At 50.6% G+C, this 18,407-nt stretch carries 19 protein-coding genes; 10 read left to right on the top strand and 9 right to left on the bottom strand.

Features of this window, described 5'->3' with window-relative positions:
- Positions 1-127 precede the first annotated feature (127 nt).
- From prs to lolB, 3 genes are all read right to left on the bottom strand, one after another.
- On the bottom strand, positions 128-1,075 hold the full coding sequence (gene prs / locus ACK8NJ_RS13435) for a ribose-phosphate diphosphokinase (RefSeq protein WP_001298109.1): 948 nt from the start codon (positions 1,073-1,075) through the stop codon (positions 128-130).
- Between the two features lie 150 nt (positions 1,076-1,225).
- Positions 1,226-2,077, bottom strand: a complete 852-nt coding sequence (ispE, locus tag ACK8NJ_RS13430) for a 4-(cytidine 5'-diphospho)-2-C-methyl-D-erythritol kinase (protein ID WP_001260341.1) — start codon at positions 2,075-2,077, stop codon at positions 1,226-1,228.
- Entirely contained in the window at positions 2,077-2,700 is a 624-nt protein-coding gene (gene lolB, locus ACK8NJ_RS13425) for a lipoprotein insertase outer membrane protein LolB (protein WP_001130692.1), read from the bottom strand. Before lolB ends, ispE begins: the two co-directional genes overlap by 1 nt.
- 213 nt (positions 2,701-2,913) lie before the next feature.
- Here lolB and hemA point away from each other — a divergent pair, with 213 nt between their 5' ends.
- The 6 genes from hemA to kdsA are packed head-to-tail and all read left to right on the top strand — an operon-like array spanning position 2,914 to position 8,219.
- Entirely contained in the window at positions 2,914-4,170 is a 1,257-nt protein-coding gene (gene hemA / locus ACK8NJ_RS13420) for a glutamyl-tRNA reductase (RefSeq protein WP_001327855.1), read from the top strand.
- A 41-nt stretch (positions 4,171-4,211) separates the two neighbouring features.
- Positions 4,212-5,294 (top strand): peptide chain release factor 1, encoded by a 1,083-nt coding sequence (gene prfA, locus ACK8NJ_RS13415; protein ID WP_000804726.1) that lies wholly within the window; start codon positions 4,212-4,214, stop codon positions 5,292-5,294.
- Positions 5,294-6,127: a peptide chain release factor N(5)-glutamine methyltransferase gene (gene prmC / locus ACK8NJ_RS13410; RefSeq protein ID WP_411961698.1), complete on the top strand. Its 834-nt coding sequence runs from the start codon at positions 5,294-5,296 to the stop codon at positions 6,125-6,127. Before prfA ends, prmC begins: the two co-directional genes overlap by 1 nt.
- Positions 6,124-6,516, top strand: coding sequence for an invasion regulator SirB2 (gene sirB2, locus ACK8NJ_RS13405; RefSeq protein ID WP_000200374.1), 393 nt, complete (start codon positions 6,124-6,126; stop codon positions 6,514-6,516). The genes prmC and sirB2 overlap by 4 nt, the downstream gene beginning before the upstream one ends.
- Positions 6,517-6,519: 3 nt before the next feature.
- The gene (gene sirB1, locus ACK8NJ_RS13400; protein ID WP_001257044.1) at positions 6,520-7,329 is read left to right on the top strand and encodes an invasion regulator SirB1; all 810 of its coding nucleotides are present in this window, start codon (positions 6,520-6,522) and stop codon (positions 7,327-7,329) included.
- Positions 7,330-7,364: 35 nt separating this feature from the next.
- Entirely contained in the window at positions 7,365-8,219 is an 855-nt protein-coding gene (gene kdsA, locus ACK8NJ_RS13395; RefSeq protein ID WP_000811065.1) for a 3-deoxy-8-phosphooctulonate synthase, read from the top strand.
- Positions 8,220-8,366: 147 nt separating this feature from the next.
- Here the strand turns inward: kdsA and ACK8NJ_RS13390 are convergent, their stop codons facing one another.
- From ACK8NJ_RS13390 to chaA, 3 genes are all read right to left on the bottom strand, one after another.
- Positions 8,367-8,474, bottom strand: coding sequence for a type I toxin-antitoxin system toxin Ldr family protein (locus tag ACK8NJ_RS13390; protein WP_000176713.1), 108 nt, complete (start codon positions 8,472-8,474; stop codon positions 8,367-8,369).
- Between the two features lie 427 nt (positions 8,475-8,901).
- Positions 8,902-9,009, bottom strand: coding sequence for a type I toxin-antitoxin system toxin Ldr family protein (locus tag ACK8NJ_RS13385; protein ID WP_000170955.1), 108 nt, complete (start codon positions 9,007-9,009; stop codon positions 8,902-8,904).
- Between the two features lie 405 nt (positions 9,010-9,414).
- Entirely contained in the window at positions 9,415-10,515 is a 1,101-nt protein-coding gene (chaA, locus tag ACK8NJ_RS13380) for a sodium-potassium/proton antiporter ChaA (RefSeq protein WP_000063608.1), read from the bottom strand.
- A gap of 269 nt (positions 10,516-10,784) precedes the next feature.
- Between chaA and chaB the strand changes: the two genes are divergently transcribed.
- Together chaB and chaC are read left to right on the top strand one after the other, a co-directional pair.
- Positions 10,785-11,015 (top strand): putative cation transport regulator ChaB, encoded by a 231-nt coding sequence (gene chaB, locus ACK8NJ_RS13375; RefSeq protein WP_001146444.1) that lies wholly within the window; start codon positions 10,785-10,787, stop codon positions 11,013-11,015.
- A 157-nt stretch (positions 11,016-11,172) separates the two neighbouring features.
- Positions 11,173-11,868 (top strand): glutathione-specific gamma-glutamylcyclotransferase, encoded by a 696-nt coding sequence (gene chaC / locus ACK8NJ_RS13370; RefSeq protein WP_012311798.1) that lies wholly within the window; start codon positions 11,173-11,175, stop codon positions 11,866-11,868.
- 43 nt (positions 11,869-11,911) lie between these two features.
- Here the strand turns inward: chaC and ychN are convergent, their stop codons facing one another.
- Entirely contained in the window at positions 11,912-12,265 is a 354-nt protein-coding gene (ychN, locus tag ACK8NJ_RS13365) for a DsrE/DsrF/TusD sulfur relay family protein (RefSeq protein WP_205933703.1), read from the bottom strand.
- 185 nt (positions 12,266-12,450) lie between these two features.
- Here ychN and ychO point away from each other — a divergent pair, with 185 nt between their 5' ends.
- Complete coding sequence (gene ychO, locus ACK8NJ_RS13360) at positions 12,451-13,845, top strand: inverse autotransporter invasin YchO (protein WP_411961697.1); 1,395 nt, start codon at positions 12,451-12,453, stop codon at positions 13,843-13,845.
- On the opposite strand, the gene narL is transcribed toward ychO, so the two are convergent.
- Both narL and narX read right to left on the bottom strand, forming a co-directional pair.
- A complete protein-coding gene (gene narL / locus ACK8NJ_RS13355) occupies positions 13,846-14,496 on the bottom strand; it encodes a two-component system response regulator NarL (RefSeq protein ID WP_000070491.1) in 651 nt (216 codons plus the stop codon).
- On the bottom strand, positions 14,489-16,285 hold the full coding sequence (gene narX / locus ACK8NJ_RS13350; RefSeq protein ID WP_077477958.1) for a nitrate/nitrite two-component system sensor histidine kinase NarX: 1,797 nt from the start codon (positions 16,283-16,285) through the stop codon (positions 14,489-14,491). The genes narL and narX overlap by 8 nt, the downstream gene beginning before the upstream one ends.
- Positions 16,286-16,623: 338 nt before the next feature.
- Between narX and narK the strand changes: the two genes are divergently transcribed.
- Positions 16,624-18,015 carry a nitrate transporter NarK gene (narK, locus tag ACK8NJ_RS13345; protein ID WP_000019836.1) on the top strand — a complete coding sequence of 464 codons (1,392 nt, stop codon included), beginning with the start codon at positions 16,624-16,626 and terminating at the stop codon, positions 18,013-18,015.
- Positions 18,016-18,407: the final 392 nt, after the last annotated feature.

The following is an 18,407-nucleotide window of genomic DNA, read 5'->3' as shown; positions in this document are numbered from 1 at the left end:
CACAATAATGTTTCATCCGTGAGCGCATCATCTGTCAACTAAATGGCAGGTGAAGGAGGCATAGGTCATACAAATGGATATTACAGACAAAAAAACCCGCCGCAGCGGGTCTTTGAGCCGGGTTCGATTAGTGTTCGAACATGGCAGAGATCGATTCTTCGTTGCTGATACGACGAATCGCTTCGGCCAGCATACCTGACAGGGTCAGAGTACGCACGTTCGGCAGTGATTTGATTTCATCGCTCAGCGGAATGGTATCGCAGACAACGACTTCATCAATTACAGAGTTACGCAGGTTGTTCGCCGCGTTGCCAGAGAAGATCGGGTGAGTCGCGTACGCAAATACACGTTTAGCACCACGTTCTTTCAGAGCCTCAGCAGCTTTACACAGCGTACCGCCAGTATCGATCATATCATCGACCAGTACGCAGTCACGACCTGCAACGTCACCGATGATATGCATCACCTGGGAAACGTTCGCACGCGGACGACGTTTGTCGATGATTGCCATATCGGTATCGTTCAGCAGCTTAGCGATAGCGCGGGCACGCACAACGCCGCCGATGTCCGGAGAAACCACAATAGGGTTATCCAGATTCAGCTGCAGCATGTCTTCCAGCAGGATCGGGCTACCAAATACGTTATCAACCGGAACGTCGAAGAAACCCTGAATCTGTTCAGCGTGCAGATCCACTGTCAGCACACGGTCAACACCGACGCTGGAGAGGAAGTCTGCAACCACTTTCGCAGTGATTGGTACACGAGCGGAACGGACGCGACGGTCCTGGCGCGCATAGCCAAAGTAGGGGATAACAGCGGTGATACGACCTGCGGAAGCACGACGCAGGGCATCAACCATAACGACTAATTCCATCAGGTTGTCGTTAGTAGGGGCACAAGTGGACTGGATGATGAAAATATCACCACCGCGTACATTTTCGTTGATTTGTACGCTGACTTCGCCGTCGCTAAAGCGACCTACAGCGGCGTCGCCGAGTGAAGTGTACAGGCGGTTGGCAATACGTTGTGCTAGTTCCGGGGTGGCGTTACCAGCAAAAAGCTTCATATCAGGCACGAGAAGAACCTCAGGCATGCGTCCATTGGTGGAAAGAATCTGCCGAAAACTGTGCGGGCCAGGCATGATTCTTTCCAGGCGGTGTATTAAAGAGCGCGATGCAACGTCTGGAACAAGGTGACGTTGTCACCGAAACTCAGCTTGCCCGGCTTAAAGCATGGCTCTGTGCAATGGGGAAAGATTAACGCCTTTCGCCACAAAGCCATTGAGCCATTCCGGGGCTTGCTCTAGCACCTGGCGGGCTTCAGACTCTGTATCAAATTCAGCAAAGACACAGGCCCCTGTCCCAGTCAGGCGCGACGGGGCGTATTCTAACAGCCAGGAAAGCACCGCATCAACCTCGCGAAAACGTTTTCTTGCGATAACCTCGCAATCATTGCTGAATTCACATTTTAGCAACGTTTCTATTGACCTTTTTGGCGTATTGCGCGGGAGTTCAGGATCTTTAAAAATCACCGGAGTCGGAATACTTACACCAGGGTGCGCCACCAGATACCACTTCTCTGGCGGATCCACCGGCGTTAGTATTTCACCAACGCCTTCGGCAAACGCGGCATGCCCCCGAACAAAGACAGGAACATCTGCGCCCAGCGTCAGCCCCATTTCCGCCAGCTCATCCATGCTTAGTCCGCATTGCCAGAGATAATTTAACGCCACCAGAACCGTCGCGGCATTGGAAGAACCACCGCCGAGACCGCCGCCCATCGGCAAACGCTTATCAATGCTGATATTCGCACCGCTTCCCGTCGGAAGACGCCCGCTGTCTGCCGCAGTTTTCATCAACAACCGTGCTGCGCGAACGATCAGGTTATCTTCATGTTCCACGCCTTCAACGGGCGTTAACAGACGAATATCCCCATCGTCACGAAGCTCAATGCTGATGGTGTCGCCGTAATCAAGGAACTGAAACAGCGTTTGCAGCGTGTGGTAACCATCCGCACGCTGACCGGTAATGTATAAAAACAGATTAAGTTTTGCCGGAGAGGGCCACTGTGTCCGCATTATTTCACTATCCAGTTATCCATTTTTAACTTGATGCGTTGACCACCGTCGGTGAGTTCCATATTGGCTGGCATCGCAGGTTGAGTTTTGGTGTCATAACCACCGTAAACAACTTTCCAGTTTTTGCCATTCTGGCTGTAGGTGATTTCGCTCAGGCGGTACTGGTCGTCCAGTTTGTAGTCGGTTGCATCACCCGGTAAACCTAAAATCCACTGGCGCAAGCTGTTGAGCGGAATTGGCATTCCGGTCAATTTGCCAATCATCTCTTCGGCGTCATCGGCGGTATAACGCTGACCTTTATTGTCGACTAACTGCACGTTACCCGGTTGAGCATTCAACTCCAGTTCCGTGCTGCCTAATGGGTTAGTCAGCAGCAGACGGTAGCGATCCTGGCCAGTTTGCTGCCAGAAGAAACGGGCGTACACTTTTTGTTGGTCAGAAATATAAGCGAACGCGCCGCGAGTTTGATACTGATTAAGATTGCGCACGTCTTGCTGATGCTGACGCCATTGTGGCGAATCCGGGCTTTTGCCAGGACCTTTGGGCGTGGTAACGGAACAGGCAGTGAGCACAAGAGCGGCCAGCGGTAGTAGGCGGATAAGACGAAAATCGGGCAGGGGCATAGTGATGACAAGTCCTTGAGATACGTTGCAGTTATAACCCTTAATGCTAGCGTTACCGTCCGCTATCGTCTATGTTCAAGTTGTCTTAATTGCCAGAATCTAACGGCTTTCGGCAATTACTCCAAAAGGGGGCGCTCTCTTTTATTGATCTTACGCATCCTGTATGATGCAAGCAGACTAACCCTATCAACGTTGGTATTATTTCCCGCAGACATGACCCTTTTAGCACTCGGTATCAACCATAAAACGGCACCTGTATCGCTGCGAGAACGTGTATCGTTTTCGCCGGATAAGCTCGATCAGGCGCTTGACAGCCTGCTTGCGCAGCCGATGGTGCAGGGCGGCGTGGTGCTGTCGACGTGCAATCGCACGGAACTTTATCTTAGCGTTGAAGAGCAGGATAACCTGCAAGAGGCGTTAATCCGCTGGCTTTGCGATTATCACAATCTTAATGAAGAAGACCTGCGCAAAAGCCTCTACTGGCATCAGGATAACGACGCGGTTAGCCATTTAATGCGTGTTGCCAGCGGCCTGGATTCACTGGTTCTTGGGGAGCCGCAGATCCTCGGTCAGGTAAAAAAAGCCTTTGCTGATTCGCAAAAAGGTCATATGAAGGCCAGCGAACTGGAACGCATGTTCCAGAAATCTTTCTCTGTAGCGAAACGCGTTCGCACTGAAACAGATATCGGTGCCAGTGCTGTGTCTGTCGCTTTTGCGGCTTGTACGCTGGCGCGGCAGATCTTTGAATCGCTCTCTACGGTGACGGTACTGCTGGTGGGTGCGGGCGAAACCATCGAGCTGGTGGCGCGTCATCTGCGCGAACACAAAGTACAGAAGATGATTATCGCCAACCGCACTCGCGAACGTGCCCAAATTCTGGCAGATGAAGTCGGCGCGGAAGTGATTGCCCTGAGCGATATCGACGAGCGTCTGCGCGAAGCCGATATCATCATTAGTTCAACTGCAAGCCCGTTACCGATTATCGGTAAAGGCATGGTGGAGCGGGCATTAAAAAGCCGTCGCAACCAACCAATGCTGTTGGTGGATATTGCCGTTCCGCGCGATGTTGAGCCGGAAGTAGGTAAACTGGCGAATGCTTATCTTTATAGCGTTGACGATCTGCAAAGCATCATTTCGCATAACCTGGCGCAGCGTAAAGCCGCAGCAGTTGAGGCGGAAACTATTGTCGCCCAGGAAACCAGCGAATTTATGGCGTGGCTGCGTGCACAAAGCGCCAGCGAAACCATTCGCGAGTATCGCAGCCAGGCAGAGCAAGTTCGCGATGAGTTAACCGCCAAAGCGTTAGCGGCCCTTGAGCAGGGCGGCGACGCGCAAGCCATTATGCAGGATCTGGCATGGAAACTGACTAACCGCCTGATCCATGCGCCAACGAAATCACTTCAACAGGCCGCCCGTGACGGGGATAACGAACGCCTGAATATTCTGCGCGACGGCCTCGGGCTGGAGTAGCAGTACATCATTTTCTTTTTTTACAGGGTGCATTTACGCCTATGAAGCCTTCTATCGTTGCCAAACTGGAAGCCCTGCATGAACGCCATGAAGAAGTTCAGGCGTTGCTGGGTGACGCGCAAACTATCGCCGACCAGGAACGTTTTCGCGCATTATCACGCGAATATGCGCAGTTAAGTGATGTTTCGCGCTGTTTTACCGACTGGCAACAGGTTCAGGAAGATATCGAAACCGCACAGATGATGCTCGACGATCCTGAAATGCGTGAGATGGCGCAGGATGAACTGCGCGAAGCTAAAGAAAAAAGCGAGCAACTGGAACAGCAATTACAGGTTCTGTTACTACCAAAAGATCCTGATGACGAACGTAACGCCTTCCTCGAAGTCCGTGCCGGAACCGGCGGCGACGAAGCGGCGCTCTTCGCTGGCGATCTGTTCCGTATGTACAGCCGTTACGCCGAAGCCCGCCGCTGGCGTGTAGAAATCATGAGCGCCAGCGAGGGTGAACATGGTGGTTATAAAGAGATCATCGCCAAAATTAGCGGTGATGGTGTATATGGTCGTTTGAAATTCGAATCTGGCGGTCATCGCGTGCAACGTGTTCCTGCTACGGAATCGCAGGGGCGTATTCATACTTCTGCTTGTACCGTTGCGGTAATGCCAGAACTGCCTGACGCAGAACTGCCGGACATCAACCCGGCAGATTTACGCATTGATACTTTCCGCTCGTCAGGGGCGGGTGGTCAGCACGTTAACACCACCGATTCGGCAATTCGTATTACTCACTTGCCGACCGGGATTGTTGTTGAATGTCAGGACGAACGTTCACAACATAAAAACAAAGCTAAAGCACTTTCTGTACTCGGTGCTCGCATCCACGCTGCAGAAATGGCAAAACGGCAACAGGCCGAAGCGTCTACCCGTCGTAACCTGCTGGGGAGTGGCGATCGCAGCGACCGTAACCGTACTTACAACTTCCCGCAGGGGCGCGTTACCGATCACCGCATCAACCTGACGCTCTACCGCCTGGATGAAGTGATGGAAGGTAAGCTGGATATGCTGATTGAACCGATTATCCAGGAACATCAGGCCGACCAACTGGCGGCGTTGTCCGAGCAGGAATAATGGAATATCAACACTGGTTACGTGAAGCAATAAGCCAACTTCAGGCGAGCGAAAGCCCGCGGCGTGATGCTGAAATCCTGCTGGAGCATGTTACCGGCAAAGGGCGTACTTTTATTCTCGCCTTTGGTGAAACGCAGCTGACTGACGAACAATGTCAGCAACTTGATGCGCTACTGACGCGTCGTCGCGATGGTGAACCTATTGCTCATTTAACCGGGGTGCGAGAATTCTGGTCGTTGCCGTTATTTGTTTCGCCAGCGACCTTAATTCCGCGCCCGGATACGGAGTGTCTGGTGGAGCAGGCACTGGCGCGGTTGCCTGAACAACCTTGCCGTATTCTCGATCTCGGGACGGGTACCGGGGCGATTGCGCTGGCGCTGGCTAGCGAGCGCCCGGACTGCGAAATTACCGCTGTAGATCGTATGCCCGATGCTGTCTCTCTGGCGCAACGTAATGCCCAGAATCTGGCGATCAAAAACATCCATATTCTGCAAAGCGACTGGTTTAGCGCGCTAGCCGGGCAGCAGTTTGCGATGATTGTCAGTAATCCTCCGTATATTGACGAGCAGGACCCACATCTTCAACAAGGCGATGTTCGCTTTGAGCCGCTCACTGCGCTGGTTGCGGCAGACAGTGGAATGGCAGACATCGTGCATATCATCGAACAGTCGCGTAACGCGCTGGTATCCGGCGGCTTTCTGCTTCTGGAACATGGTTGGCAGCAGGGCGAAGCGGTGCGACAGGCATTTATCCACGCGGGATATCATTACGTCGAAACCTGTCGGGACTATGGTGATAACGAGCGCGTAACGCTCGGCCGCTATTATCAATGACAAGTTTTTCTACACTGCTTAGCGTTCATCTCATTAGCATTGCGCTTTCTGTAGGGCTATTAACCTTACGTTTCTGGCTACGTTATCAGAAGCATCCACAGGCATTTGCTCGTTGGACGCGCATTGTGCCGCCGGTTGTCGATACGCTGTTATTGTTAAGCGGCATTGCGTTGATGGCTAAAGCGCACATCCTGCCATTTTCCGGGCAGGCACAGTGGCTGACTGAAAAGCTGTTTGGAGTTATCATTTATATCGTTTTGGGTTTTATTGCACTCGATTATCGTCGTATGCACAGTCAGCAGGCGCGCATTATTGCCTTCCCGCTGGCGTTGGTGGTGCTGTACATCATCATTAAACTCGCCACCACAAAAGTACCGTTACTGGGGTAAGTCATGAGATCGTTAGCTGATTTCGAATTTAATAAAGCGCCATTGTGCGAAGGCATGATCCTGGCTTGCGAAGCAATCCGCCGCGATTTTCCCTCGCAAGATGTTTACGACGAACTGGAGCGTCTCGTTAGTCTGGCGAAGGAAGAAATCAGCCAGCTTCTGCCTTTAGAAGAGCAGCTGGAAAAACTGATCGCGCTGTTTTACGGCGACTGGGGATTTAAAGCCTCACGCGGCGTTTATCGTCTTTCCGATGCATTATGGCTGGACCAGGTGTTAAAGAATCGACAGGGCAGTGCGGTATCATTAGGTGCCGTTTTATTATGGGTCGCGAATCGTCTCGATTTGCCGCTATTGCCGGTGATTTTCCCGACGCAGCTGATATTGCGCATTGAATGTCCGGATGGCGAAATTTGGCTGATTAATCCTTTTAACGGTGAATCGTTAAGCGAACATATGCTGGACGTATGGTTAAAGGGAAATATCAGCCCGTCGGCGGAACTGTTTTATGAAGACCTTGATGAAGCTGATAACATTGAGGTAATCCGCAAATTGCTGGATACACTCAAAGCTTCATTGATGGAAGAAAATCAGATGGAGCTGGCGTTACGCACCAGCGAAGCTTTATTACAATTCAACCCGGAAGATCCCTATGAAATTCGCGATCGCGGTTTGATTTATGCGCAACTGGATTGCGAACACGTTGCGTTGAACGATTTAAGTTATTTCGTTGAACAGTGTCCGGAAGACCCGATCAGCGAAATGATCCGTGCGCAAATAAATAACATCGCGCATAAACATATTGTGCTGCATTAATTAATCGACATTTTACTCAAGATTAAGGCGATCCTATGAAACAAAAAGTGGTTAGCATTGGCGACATCAACGTAGCAAATGACCTGCCGTTCGTACTGTTTGGCGGTATGAACGTGCTGGAATCTCGCGATCTGGCGATGCGCATTTGCGAGCACTACGTAACCGTGACCCAGAAACTGGGTATCCCTTACGTGTTCAAAGCCTCTTTTGACAAAGCCAACCGCTCCTCCATCCACTCTTATCGTGGACCGGGCCTGGAAGAAGGGATGAAAATCTTCCAGGAGTTGAAGCAGACTTTTGGCGTGAAAATTATCACCGACGTTCACGAACCAAGCCAGGCTCAGCCCGTTGCTGATGTTGTGGATGTGATTCAGTTGCCGGCGTTTCTTGCTCGCCAGACTGACCTGGTTGAAGCCATGGCGAAAACCGGTGCGGTAATTAACGTCAAGAAACCGCAGTTTGTCAGCCCGGGACAGATGGGTAATATCGTTGATAAATTCAAAGAAGGCGGCAACGAAAAAGTGATTCTTTGCGATCGCGGTGCTAACTTCGGCTATGACAACCTGGTTGTTGATATGCTGGGCTTCAGCATCATGAAGAAAGTGTCTGGTAATTCACCGGTGATTTTCGACGTTACCCACGCACTGCAATGCCGCGATCCGTTTGGCGCAGCTTCCGGCGGTCGTCGCGCCCAGGTTGCTGAGCTGGCACGTGCCGGTATGGCGGTAGGTCTGGCGGGGCTGTTTATTGAAGCGCATCCGGATCCGGAACATGCGAAATGTGATGGTCCATCCGCGCTGCCGCTGGCTAAACTGGAACCGTTCCTCAAGCAGATGAAAGCGATTGATGATCTGGTGAAAGGTTTCGAAGAACTGGATACCAGCAAGTAATCTTTTTTGCTTGAAAACTAAAGCCTTAGCGTTCTGCGTTAAGGCTTTTTTCATGGGGCCGGATACAAAAAAGGCCGCAGGCTGTTACTCCTGCGGCCGGTTTCGGGCGCATATTGCCATCACGGCAGCCTGACGCCCGTTTTCACCTTACTTCCGGTTACGCCACCAGCTGACAATCGCTGCGGTAATAATTCCCGCCAGGATCGGTGCTGCCAGGTCGTGCCAGAAAGTCATGGCAAACTGCGTGAGCGTCATATAGCCGCCTTGTTGTAATGACAACATTTTGCGGCTATTCTTGAATTGTTCTGGTTCAAGATTAGCCCCCGTTCTGTTGTCAGGTTATACCTCTCAACGTGCGGGGGTTTTCTCTTTCCAGCAACCAATGCCACCAGGGATAGAGCCCCCGCAACATTGCGCCTCACCGGATAACGCCGGCTTGGTGTGGATACTACGACTCAATTAATCTTCACTTCATCCCTGAAATGTATGCAATGAAGAGTGCATTCCGGTTTTTCAACAGCTGTTACAGTCGTTTCATGAGTGCTCTGGATGATGCTTCCAGCTCGGGTTGCCAATATTTACTTGTGGAAGAGATAAAGACAAAAAAGGCCGCAGGCTGTTACCCCTGCGGCCGGTTTCGGGCGCATATTGCCATCACGGCAGCCTGACGCCCGTTTTCACCTTACTTCCGGTTACGCCACCAGCTGACAATCGCTGCGGTAATAATTCCCGCCAGGATCGGTGCTGCCAGGTCGTGCCAGAAAATCATGGCAAACTGCGCGAGCGTCATATAGCCGCCTTGTTGTAATGACAACATTTTGCGGCTATTCTTGAATTGTTGATGGTTCAAGATTAGCCCCCGTTCTGTTGTCAGGTTTTACCTCTCAACGTGCGGGGGTTTTCTCTTTCCAGCAACCAATGCCACCAGGGATAAAGCCCCCGCAACATTGCGCCTCACCGGATAACGCCGGCTTGGTGTGGATACTACGTCTCAATTCATCTTCACTTCATCCCTGAAATGTTTGCAATAAAGAGTACATTCCGGCTTTTCAACAGCTGTTGCAGTGGTTTCGTGCAGGTTCTGGTACAGGCTCGCAATTCTGATTAACAACCTGTTCAGGTAGTATGAAGAAATACAATAAGCAGGAATTTATATTATCTCCCCCGATTTCTGTCATCGGAGGAGATATAACTGTCAGGCAAATATCGTCATCAAATAGGCGGCAAACAGTGCGAGATGCGCTGCGCCATTGAGCACGTTAGTACGTCCGGTGGAGAAGGAGATATGGCACAGCACTAAAGAGGCCACCATCACCACCATTTCTGGCGCACCAAGTGCAAACTGCAATTCGTTACCCGTCATAAAGGCAATTAGCGTGACGACAGGTACGGTAAGCGAAATGGTTGCTAACACTGAACCAAAGAACAGATTCATCGCGCGCTGGACCTGGTTGTTCAACACTGCTTTTAACGCACCTAAACCTTCCGGCGACAGAATCAACAGAGCCACCAGGAAGCCAGTAAAGGCGACAGGGGCATTCATGCTGTCGAGCAATGTCTCCAGCGGGCTGGCGTTCATTTTGGTCACCGCAATAACGGCAATCAGATGGACAATCAACCAGATAGCATGCCACAGGCTGCTATGGGCAGACGGTTTACCGTGGTGCGGGTCGTCATCATCACTGTCATCTTCGTGCTCGTAGACAAATAAACTTTGATGCGTTTTGGTCTGGATCAGCAAAAATACGCCATACATTGCCGCAGAAATTAATGCTACCAGTAACGCCTGACCGGTTGAAAAATTCGCCGCAGGCAGAGCCATTGGAAATACCAGTACGATTATCGCCAGGGGGAACAGCGCAATTAAATACTGCTTGATACCAAACAGATTCATATATTGGGTGGCAAACTTACGACCGCCCAACAATAATGAAAAGCCAACCAGCCCACCGGTAACAATCATAATGATTGAATAGAGCGTATCACGCATTAGCGTTGGTGCGGCGTCGCCGGTTGCCATTAAAGCTGAAATCAAACTGACTTCAAGAATAACCACTGAAAGGCTAAGAATAAGCGAACCGTAAGGTTCTCCCAGGCGATGGGCTAATACGTCCGCATGACGGACAACACTAAAGGCGCTACTTAAAATACCAATAAGAGCAAGAAGATTGATGGCAATGACCACTGGTAGTGTCTGGCTGCTTCCCCACAGGAACAGCACTACCAGCGCCAGAACCGGGAAAATAAGCGAAGTCTCCTTGTGGCGGGTTTTTACCGCCTCTTGAGCATTTGACATTATGGTTATCCCTTTGCAGATGAATTTATCGAAAATGTAAAAAATAGGTAGGAAAAATAACAGAAAGTGTCTGGATATCGGTAACATTTTACGAATTTTTACCCCGCTGTCGATTTTTTACCCATCTGGCCATAAAAATAAGCAATGCGTTTAGACAATGTTTGTTTTAGCGTTTCTTAAGAAGAGTCTGACATGAAAATTCTTATGTTTTGGCAAGAGTGGATATTGTTGACCACACTTAATGTTCAACTTTGTAAAAGGAGTCAACGATGCCGTATAAAACGAAAAGCGATCTGCCGGAAAGCGTAAAGCACGTGCTTCCGTCTCATGCCCAGGATATCTATAAAGAAGCGTTTAACAGCGCATGGGATCAATATAAAGATAAAGAAGATCGGCGTGATGACGCCAGTCGCGAAGAAACCGCGCATAAAGTGGCCTGGGCTGCTGTGAAGCATGAATATGCCAAAGGGGATGATGATAAATGGCATAAAAAATCGTAAAACCGGTAGCTTAGTTAAAGCTATTCGTGCGGTGTTGCCTTGCAAGTGGTCCGTGGATTGCATATTGTCCCGTTAGTGGTTTCAAAATGAGCAGTAAAAATGTCCGGAAGACACCAAAAAGTTGTCGCAGGGAAGTATGCAGTGGCGGAGGTGTAAGGTGATAACGCGTGATTTCTTGATGAATGCCGATTGTAAAACGGCATTTGGTGCCATTGAAGAATCACTCTTATGGTCAGCAGAGCAACGGGCGGCTTCGCTGGCGGCGACGCTGGCTTGTCGACCTGATGAGGGACCGGTGTGGATCTTCGGTTATGGATCGTTGATGTGGAATCCGGCACTGGAGTTTACCGAGTCGTGCACCGGTACACTGGTTGGATGGCATCGTGCGTTTTGCCTGCGCCTGACCGCCGGGCGCGGGACTGCGCACCAGCCGGGACGGATGCTTGCACTGAAAGAGGGCGGACGCACCACAGGCGTTGCCTATCGACTGCCAGAAGAGACGCTGGAGCAGGAACTAACCCTGTTGTGGAAGCGCGAGATGATTACCGGCTGTTATCTGCCAACCTGGTGTCAGCTTGATCTTGATGATGGACGCACAGTAAACGCCATTGTGTTTATTATGGACCCGCGACATCCAGAATATGAATCTGACACTCGCGCTCAGGTCATCGCGCCGTTGATTGCGGCGGCGAGCGGTCCACTGGGAACCAACGCACAATACCTGTTTTCACTGGAACAGGAGCTTATCAAACTGGGAATGCAGGACGATGGGCTGAATGATTTGCTGGTATCGGTAAAAAAACTGCTGGCGGAGAATTATCCGGATGCTGTGTTACGGCCGGGATTCGCCTGAGTAAACTTCCCTCATAGTGGGGCGTCAGACGCCCCCTCAAACATTAAAATGTGAGCACTTTATCGGCTGACAGCGTCCATTGCGCCAGTTCCACAAGAGTACCGATTTCCACCCCATCAATCAGAGGAAGTGTGCTAATCCCGCGTCCGTCAGTACAGGTTTTGCACAATTTCACCGGTACATTCTGAGCGGTAAGGATCTCCAGCATTTGCTGAATGTTGTAGCCTTCCCCTGGTTTTTGCCCGCGCAACCCGGCTGTGACCGCATCAGACATCAGGAACAGGCGCAGATCCAGATTGCTCTTCTGCTCTCGTAACGCAATGGCCAGCCGCAAGCTGTTAAACAAGGATTCGCTCCCGTAAGGTGCGCCATTGGCAACGATCACGATTTTTTGCATTATTTACTCCTGTATTCAGGGAATTAGACACTCATCTTCTATCTTACTGCTTCTGCAGCGTCTGACCAATCGGTCACATTTTTAAGGATTTTCCTGAAAGCGCGAGAAAATACGACAAAAGTTGCCAGTAATCGTTATTCTTTAGGGCTATGGTTTTTCATTTTTTACCGGAAGTTACCGACGTTTTGAGCCGTTTCGTTCTTCGCATTATTCCGTTTTATTTACTCTTGCTGGCGGCAGGCGGTACAGCTAACGCACAATCTACCTTCGAGCAAAAAGCGGCAAATCCCTTTGATAATAACAATGATGGTCTGCCGGATTTAGGCATGGCACCTGAAAATCATGATGGGGAAAAACACTTTGCTGAAATTGTGAAAGATTTCGGCGAAACCAGTATGAATGATAACGGGCTGGATACTGGCGAGCAGGCAAAAGCTTTCGCATTGGGAAAAGTCCGCGACGCGCTTAGTCAACAGGTTAATCAGCACGTAGAGTCCTGGCTATCACCGTGGGGAAATGCCAGTGTTGACGTCAAAGTGGATAACGAAGGACATTTCACCGGCAGTCGTGGAAGCTGGTTTGTGCCGTTACAAGATAATGATCGTTATCTCACCTGGAGCCAGCTTGGTCTTACTCAGCAGGATGATGGGTTGGTGAGCAATGTGGGCGTTGGGCAACGCTGGGCGCGCGGCAGCTGGCTGGTGGGTTATAACACTTTTTATGACAACTTGCTGGACGAAAATCTTCAGCGAGCGGGCTTCGGTGCCGAAGCGTGGGGCGAATATTTGCGACTATCGGCAAACTTTTATCAGCCGTTTGCTGCATGGCATGAACAGACAGCCACGCAGGAACAACGGATGGCGCGCGGGTACGACCTGACAGCCCGGATGCGCATGCCGTTTTATCAACACCTCAATACCAGTGTCAGCGTAGAACAGTATTTTGGTGAACGTGTTGATTTGTTTAATTCTGGTACGGGTTATCACAATCCTGTCGCATTGAGTCTGGGATTAAATTACACCCCTGTGCCCTTAGTCACTGTGACGGCCCAGCATAAACAGGGTGAAAGTGGTGAGAATCAAAATAACCTCGGGCTGAATCTTAACTACCGCTTTGGTGTCCCGCTCAAAAAACAACTTTCTGCGGGCGAGGTTGCCGAAAGTCAGTCGTTACGTGGTAGTCGCTATGACAATCCGCAGCGAAATAATCTACCGACTCTTGAGTACCGACAGCGAAAAACGTTAACGGTGTTTCTGGCGACACCTCCGTGGGATCTAAAACCTGGCGAAACAGTGCCGCTGAAATTACAAATCCGCAGTCGTTACGGTATTCGGCAACTGATTTGGCAGGGCGATACGCAGATATTAAGTTTGACGCCGGGTGCACAAGCCAACAGCGCGGAGGGCTGGACGCTGATCATGCCTGACTGGCAAAACGGGGAAGGGGCAAGCAATCACTGGCGATTATCTGTAGTGGTGGAAGATAACCAGGGGCAGCGTGTCTCCTCCAATGAGATCACGCTAACGCTTGTCGAACCGTTCGACGCATTGTCAAACGACGAACTGCGCTGGGAACTGTAATCAGAAAATGCGCTCCTGATGCACCCATACTGCTGCTTCCACGCGAGACTTGAGCTTCATTTTCTTCAGCATGTGCTTGACGTGCACTTTTACTGTGCTTTCGGTGATATCCAGGCGGCGGGCAATCATCTTGTTCGGTAAACCCTGGGCAATCAGCTTGAGAATATCGCGCTCGCGTGGGGTTAACTGGTTAACATCGCGTTCAGTAGTGGCACGGTTAGCGCGCAAGCTGGCGGCCAGAACAGGCGTTAATGCTTCGCTTAATACCATTTCGCCAGCAGCAGCCTGATGCAATGCTTTCAGCAGATCTTCCGGTTCCATATCTTTTAACAGATAGCCATCCGCGCCGCGTTTCAGTGCGGTGACCACATCTTCTTCATGGTTAGAAACGCTGAATACCACAATGCGCCCGGAGAGGGACTTTTCGCGCAGTTTATCCAGCGTTTCCAGACCATTCATGCCGGGCATATTGAGATCTAACAGGATCAGATCGGGATCAAGAGACTCCGCCAGTTCAATACCCTGTTCGCCATTACTCGCTTCGCCAACCACGGTGATATCTGGTGCCATACTGATAAGCTGTTTTACGCCAGTTCGCAGCATCGGGTGATCGTCAATCAGCAGGATAGTAGCCGGTTCCTGATTACTCATGGGTATCTCCTTGGACGTCTGTGAAAGTTTTTTCGGGAATAAAGGTGACCACCACTTCGGTGCCACCTGATTCACGACGGCGGACGCGGCAATCGCCTCGTAAACTTTGCGCACGGTCGCGCATTATTATCATGCCGTAGTGATTGCTGCGGATGGCATTTTCAGGCACGCCGCAGCCGTTATCCTGGACGGTCAGTTTGACCTGATTATCGTTTTGCGCCACCGTCACCACGACCTCACTCGCTTGCGAATGTTTGAGGGCGTTACTTAATGCCTCACGGGCAATTTGCAACAAGTGGATTGCCTGATGCGAAGGCACCAGACGAGGTGGCAATTGATAATCCAGCTTCACCGGGAAGCCAAATTTGGCGCTGTACTCTTCGCAACTCGCCTCCAGCGCTGGACGTAATCCAGGCTCGGTGAGCTGCAAGCGGAATGTGGTGAGCAATTCACGCAACTGCGCCCAGGATGCATTCAGTTCGTTACGGATCTGACTTAACAGTTCGCGGCTGCTTTCTGGCAGCGCATCGCCCTGCATCTGTAAACAACTCACCTGCATCTTCATGCAAGAGAGAGATTGGGCAATAGAATCATGCAGTTCGCGCGCAATGGTGGCACGCTCTTCCATCACGATCAACTGTTGCTGACGTTCCTGATGGCGATCCAGCGCCAGCGTGGCGGTGAGTTGTTCAACCAGGGTATCCACCAGTTGTTGTTGATCATGGCTAAGATGACGCCCCTGCGGCAGAGTCGCCAGCAAAATACCGTACTGCGTATGAGAGTCAGCCAGCCGCCACTTCAGGGTTGTGCCGCGATCGCCAACGGGTAATACGCCGCGTGGGCAGAGCTGGCAGCCTTTATCATCACAAGTCATATCTGGCTGGCAGGTAAACTCCTGATGATTCTCTTCATCATCAGTGTCATACACCCGCAGTTCGATATTACGTAGCAGGGTCAAATTCTGTAAGCCGTTGAGTACAGGTGACAGGCGTTCACACAGCGGGGCGCGGGAATGCAATCGGCGGTTGGCCTGCCATAAAAAAGAGAGGATCTGATTTTTATGCTCCAGCCCGGCGGTTTTCTCCTGAACCCGCTGCTCAAGTACGGCATAACTTTCGGCCAATTCTGCAGACATATTGTTCAACGCAGTTCCAAGCATCGCCATTTCGTTGCGCCCGCTGATGTTTGCGCGTTGGGTAAAATCGCGATGACTGACGGCACTCGCCATTGCCAGCAGTTGCCGCCACGGTTGTAGCAATCGCGCCCGCAACCAGATAATAGTGAACACCAGTAAAAGTGCCATAAATACCGCCATTACCCGATGGACCAGCACCACTGTCTCAATGCGCATTTCCGTGGTGCGGTCAAAACCAGATACCAGCTGATCAAGCCCGGCAACAAACTGGCTGACATCCGCTGACACCGTTTCGCGGTTTTGTGCACGCATCAGCGCAGGGATCAGTTCATTACGCCAGTAATCTTGTAAACCCTGTAATTGCGCCAGTTGTCCGTCTCGTTCCGCTGCTCGAGTCAACTCGGCGCTAAATGCCGTTTGTTCCATTTCTTTAATTAAGGGCTTGTCTTTCTCGCTTAATGGCACTGCTGCCAACAGACGGTAACTTTGCATGCGCAGCGATCCCGCTTTGTTGATCGCATGCGCGCTGCCCTGAACGCCTTGCACCAGCCAGCCAGAAACCGCCATCCCTGCCAGTCCAATAGCAGTAGAAAGCAACACAATAAGCGCAACCTGATTAACCAGGGTGAGCGGAGAGAGACAACGTTTAAGCATGTAAACCTCTTCCTTCAGGCTTTAAATGAGCAATAACCTTAATGAATGTGACGATACATTCTGGAATGGCAGTATTCTCGGCTATTGGCTGAAGTATACCCATACCCGGAAAGAGTTACTCCTTATTTGCCGTGTGGTTAGTCGCTTTACATCGGTAAGGGTAGGGATTTTACAGCACCGTGAAAAATCTCATAATTTTTATGAAATCACTGTACTCACTATGGGTAATGATAAATATCAATGATAGATAAAGTTATCTTATCGTTTGATTTACATCAAATTGCCTTTAGCTACAGACACTAAGGTGGCAGACATCGAAACGAGTATCAGAGGTGTCTATGAGTCACTCATCCGCCCCCGAAAGGGCTACTGGAGCTGTCATTACAGATTGGCGACCGGAAGATCCTGCGTTCTGGCAACAACGCGGTCAACGTATTGCCAGCCGCAACCTGTGGATTTCCGTTCCCTGTCTGCTGCTGGCGTTTTGCGTATGGATGTTGTTCAGCGCTGTTGCGGTGAACTTACCAAAAGTTGGTTTTAATTTTACGACCGATCAGCTATTTATGTTGACTGCGCTGCCTTCGGTTTCTGGCGCGTTATTACGTGTTCCATACTCCTTTATGGTTCCTATCTTCGGTGGTCGTCGCTGGACGGCGTTCAGCACCGGTATTCTGATTATTCCTTGCGTCTGGCTGGGTTTTGCCGTGCAGGATACCTCCACGCCTTATAGCGTCTTCATCATCATCTCTCTGCTGTGCGGCTTTGCTGGCGCGAACTTCGCTTCCAGTATGGCAAACATCAGCTTCTTCTTTCCGAAACAGAAGCAGGGTGGCGCGCTGGGTCTGAATGGTGGTCTGGGCAACATGGGCGTCAGCGTCATGCAGTTGGTTGCTCCGCTGGTGGTATCACTGTCGATTTTCGCAGTATTTGGTAGCCAGGGTGTCAAACAGCCGGATGGGACTGAGCTGTATCTGGCGAATGCGTCCTGGGTATGGGTGCCGTTCCTTGCCATCTTCACCATTGCGGCGTGGTTTGGCATGAACGATCTTGCTACCTCGAAAGCCTCCATCAAGGAGCAGTTGCCGGTACTCAAACGGGGTCATCTGTGGATTATGAGCCTGCTGTATCTGGCAACCTTCGGCTCCTTCATCGGCTTCTCCGCGGGCTTTGCGATGCTGTCAAAAACGCAGTTCCCGGATGTTCAGATTCTGCAATACGCTTTCTTCGGGCCGTTTATTGGTGCGCTGGCGCGTTCTGCAGGTGGTGCATTATCTGACCGTCTGGGCGGAACTCGTGTCACACTGGTGAACTTTATCCTGATGGCGATTTTCAGCGGCCTGCTGTTCCTGACCTTACCGACTGACGGACAGGGCGGAAGCTTCATGGCGTTCTTCGCAGTCTTCCTGGCGCTGTTCCTGACAGCTGGGCTGGGTAGTGGTTCCACTTTCCAGATGATTTCCGTGATCTTCCGTAAACTGACAATGGATCGCGTGAAAGCAGAAGGGGGTTCTGACGAACGTGCGATGCGTGAAGCGGCAACCGACACGGCGGCGGCGCTGGGTTTCATCTCTGCGATTGGCGCGATTGGTGGCTTCTTTATCCCGAAAGCGTTCGGTAGCTCGCTGGCATTAACGGGTTCGCCAGTCGGCGCAATGAAAGTATTTTTGATTTTCTATATCGCCTGTGTAGTGATTACCTGGGCGGTATATGGTCGGCATTCTAAAAAATAAATCTTAATATTTGATTATCCTTTGCGCGGCATGATGTCGCGCTTTTTTTATCTGTCGTTTAGTTACAACATACTCATGTGTGAGTGGTTTATTTCGCCGGATTTCATTAAGAGCCATTAATATGTTACCCATGGGGAATACTCCTTAATACCCATCTGCATAAAAATCTTAATGGTTTAAATAACTACAGGTCTAAAACGTCTTAATTTACAGTCTGTTATGTTGTGGCTGTTAATTATCCTAAAGGGGTATCTTAGGAATTTACTTTATTTTTCATCCCCATCACTCTTGATCGTTATCAATTCCCACGCTGTTTCAGAGCGTTACCTTGCCCTTAAACATTAGCAATGTCGATTTATCAGAGGGCCGACAGGCTCCCACAGGAGAAAACC

Origin of the sequence: Escherichia sp. F1, assembly GCF_046764225.1 — a bacterium.
In the GTDB taxonomy this organism is placed as follows: domain Bacteria; phylum Pseudomonadota; class Gammaproteobacteria; order Enterobacterales; family Enterobacteriaceae; genus Escherichia; species Escherichia coli.
Note: the sequence above shows the minus strand (reverse complement) of the source record. Positions and strands in the feature narration are given on the sequence as shown.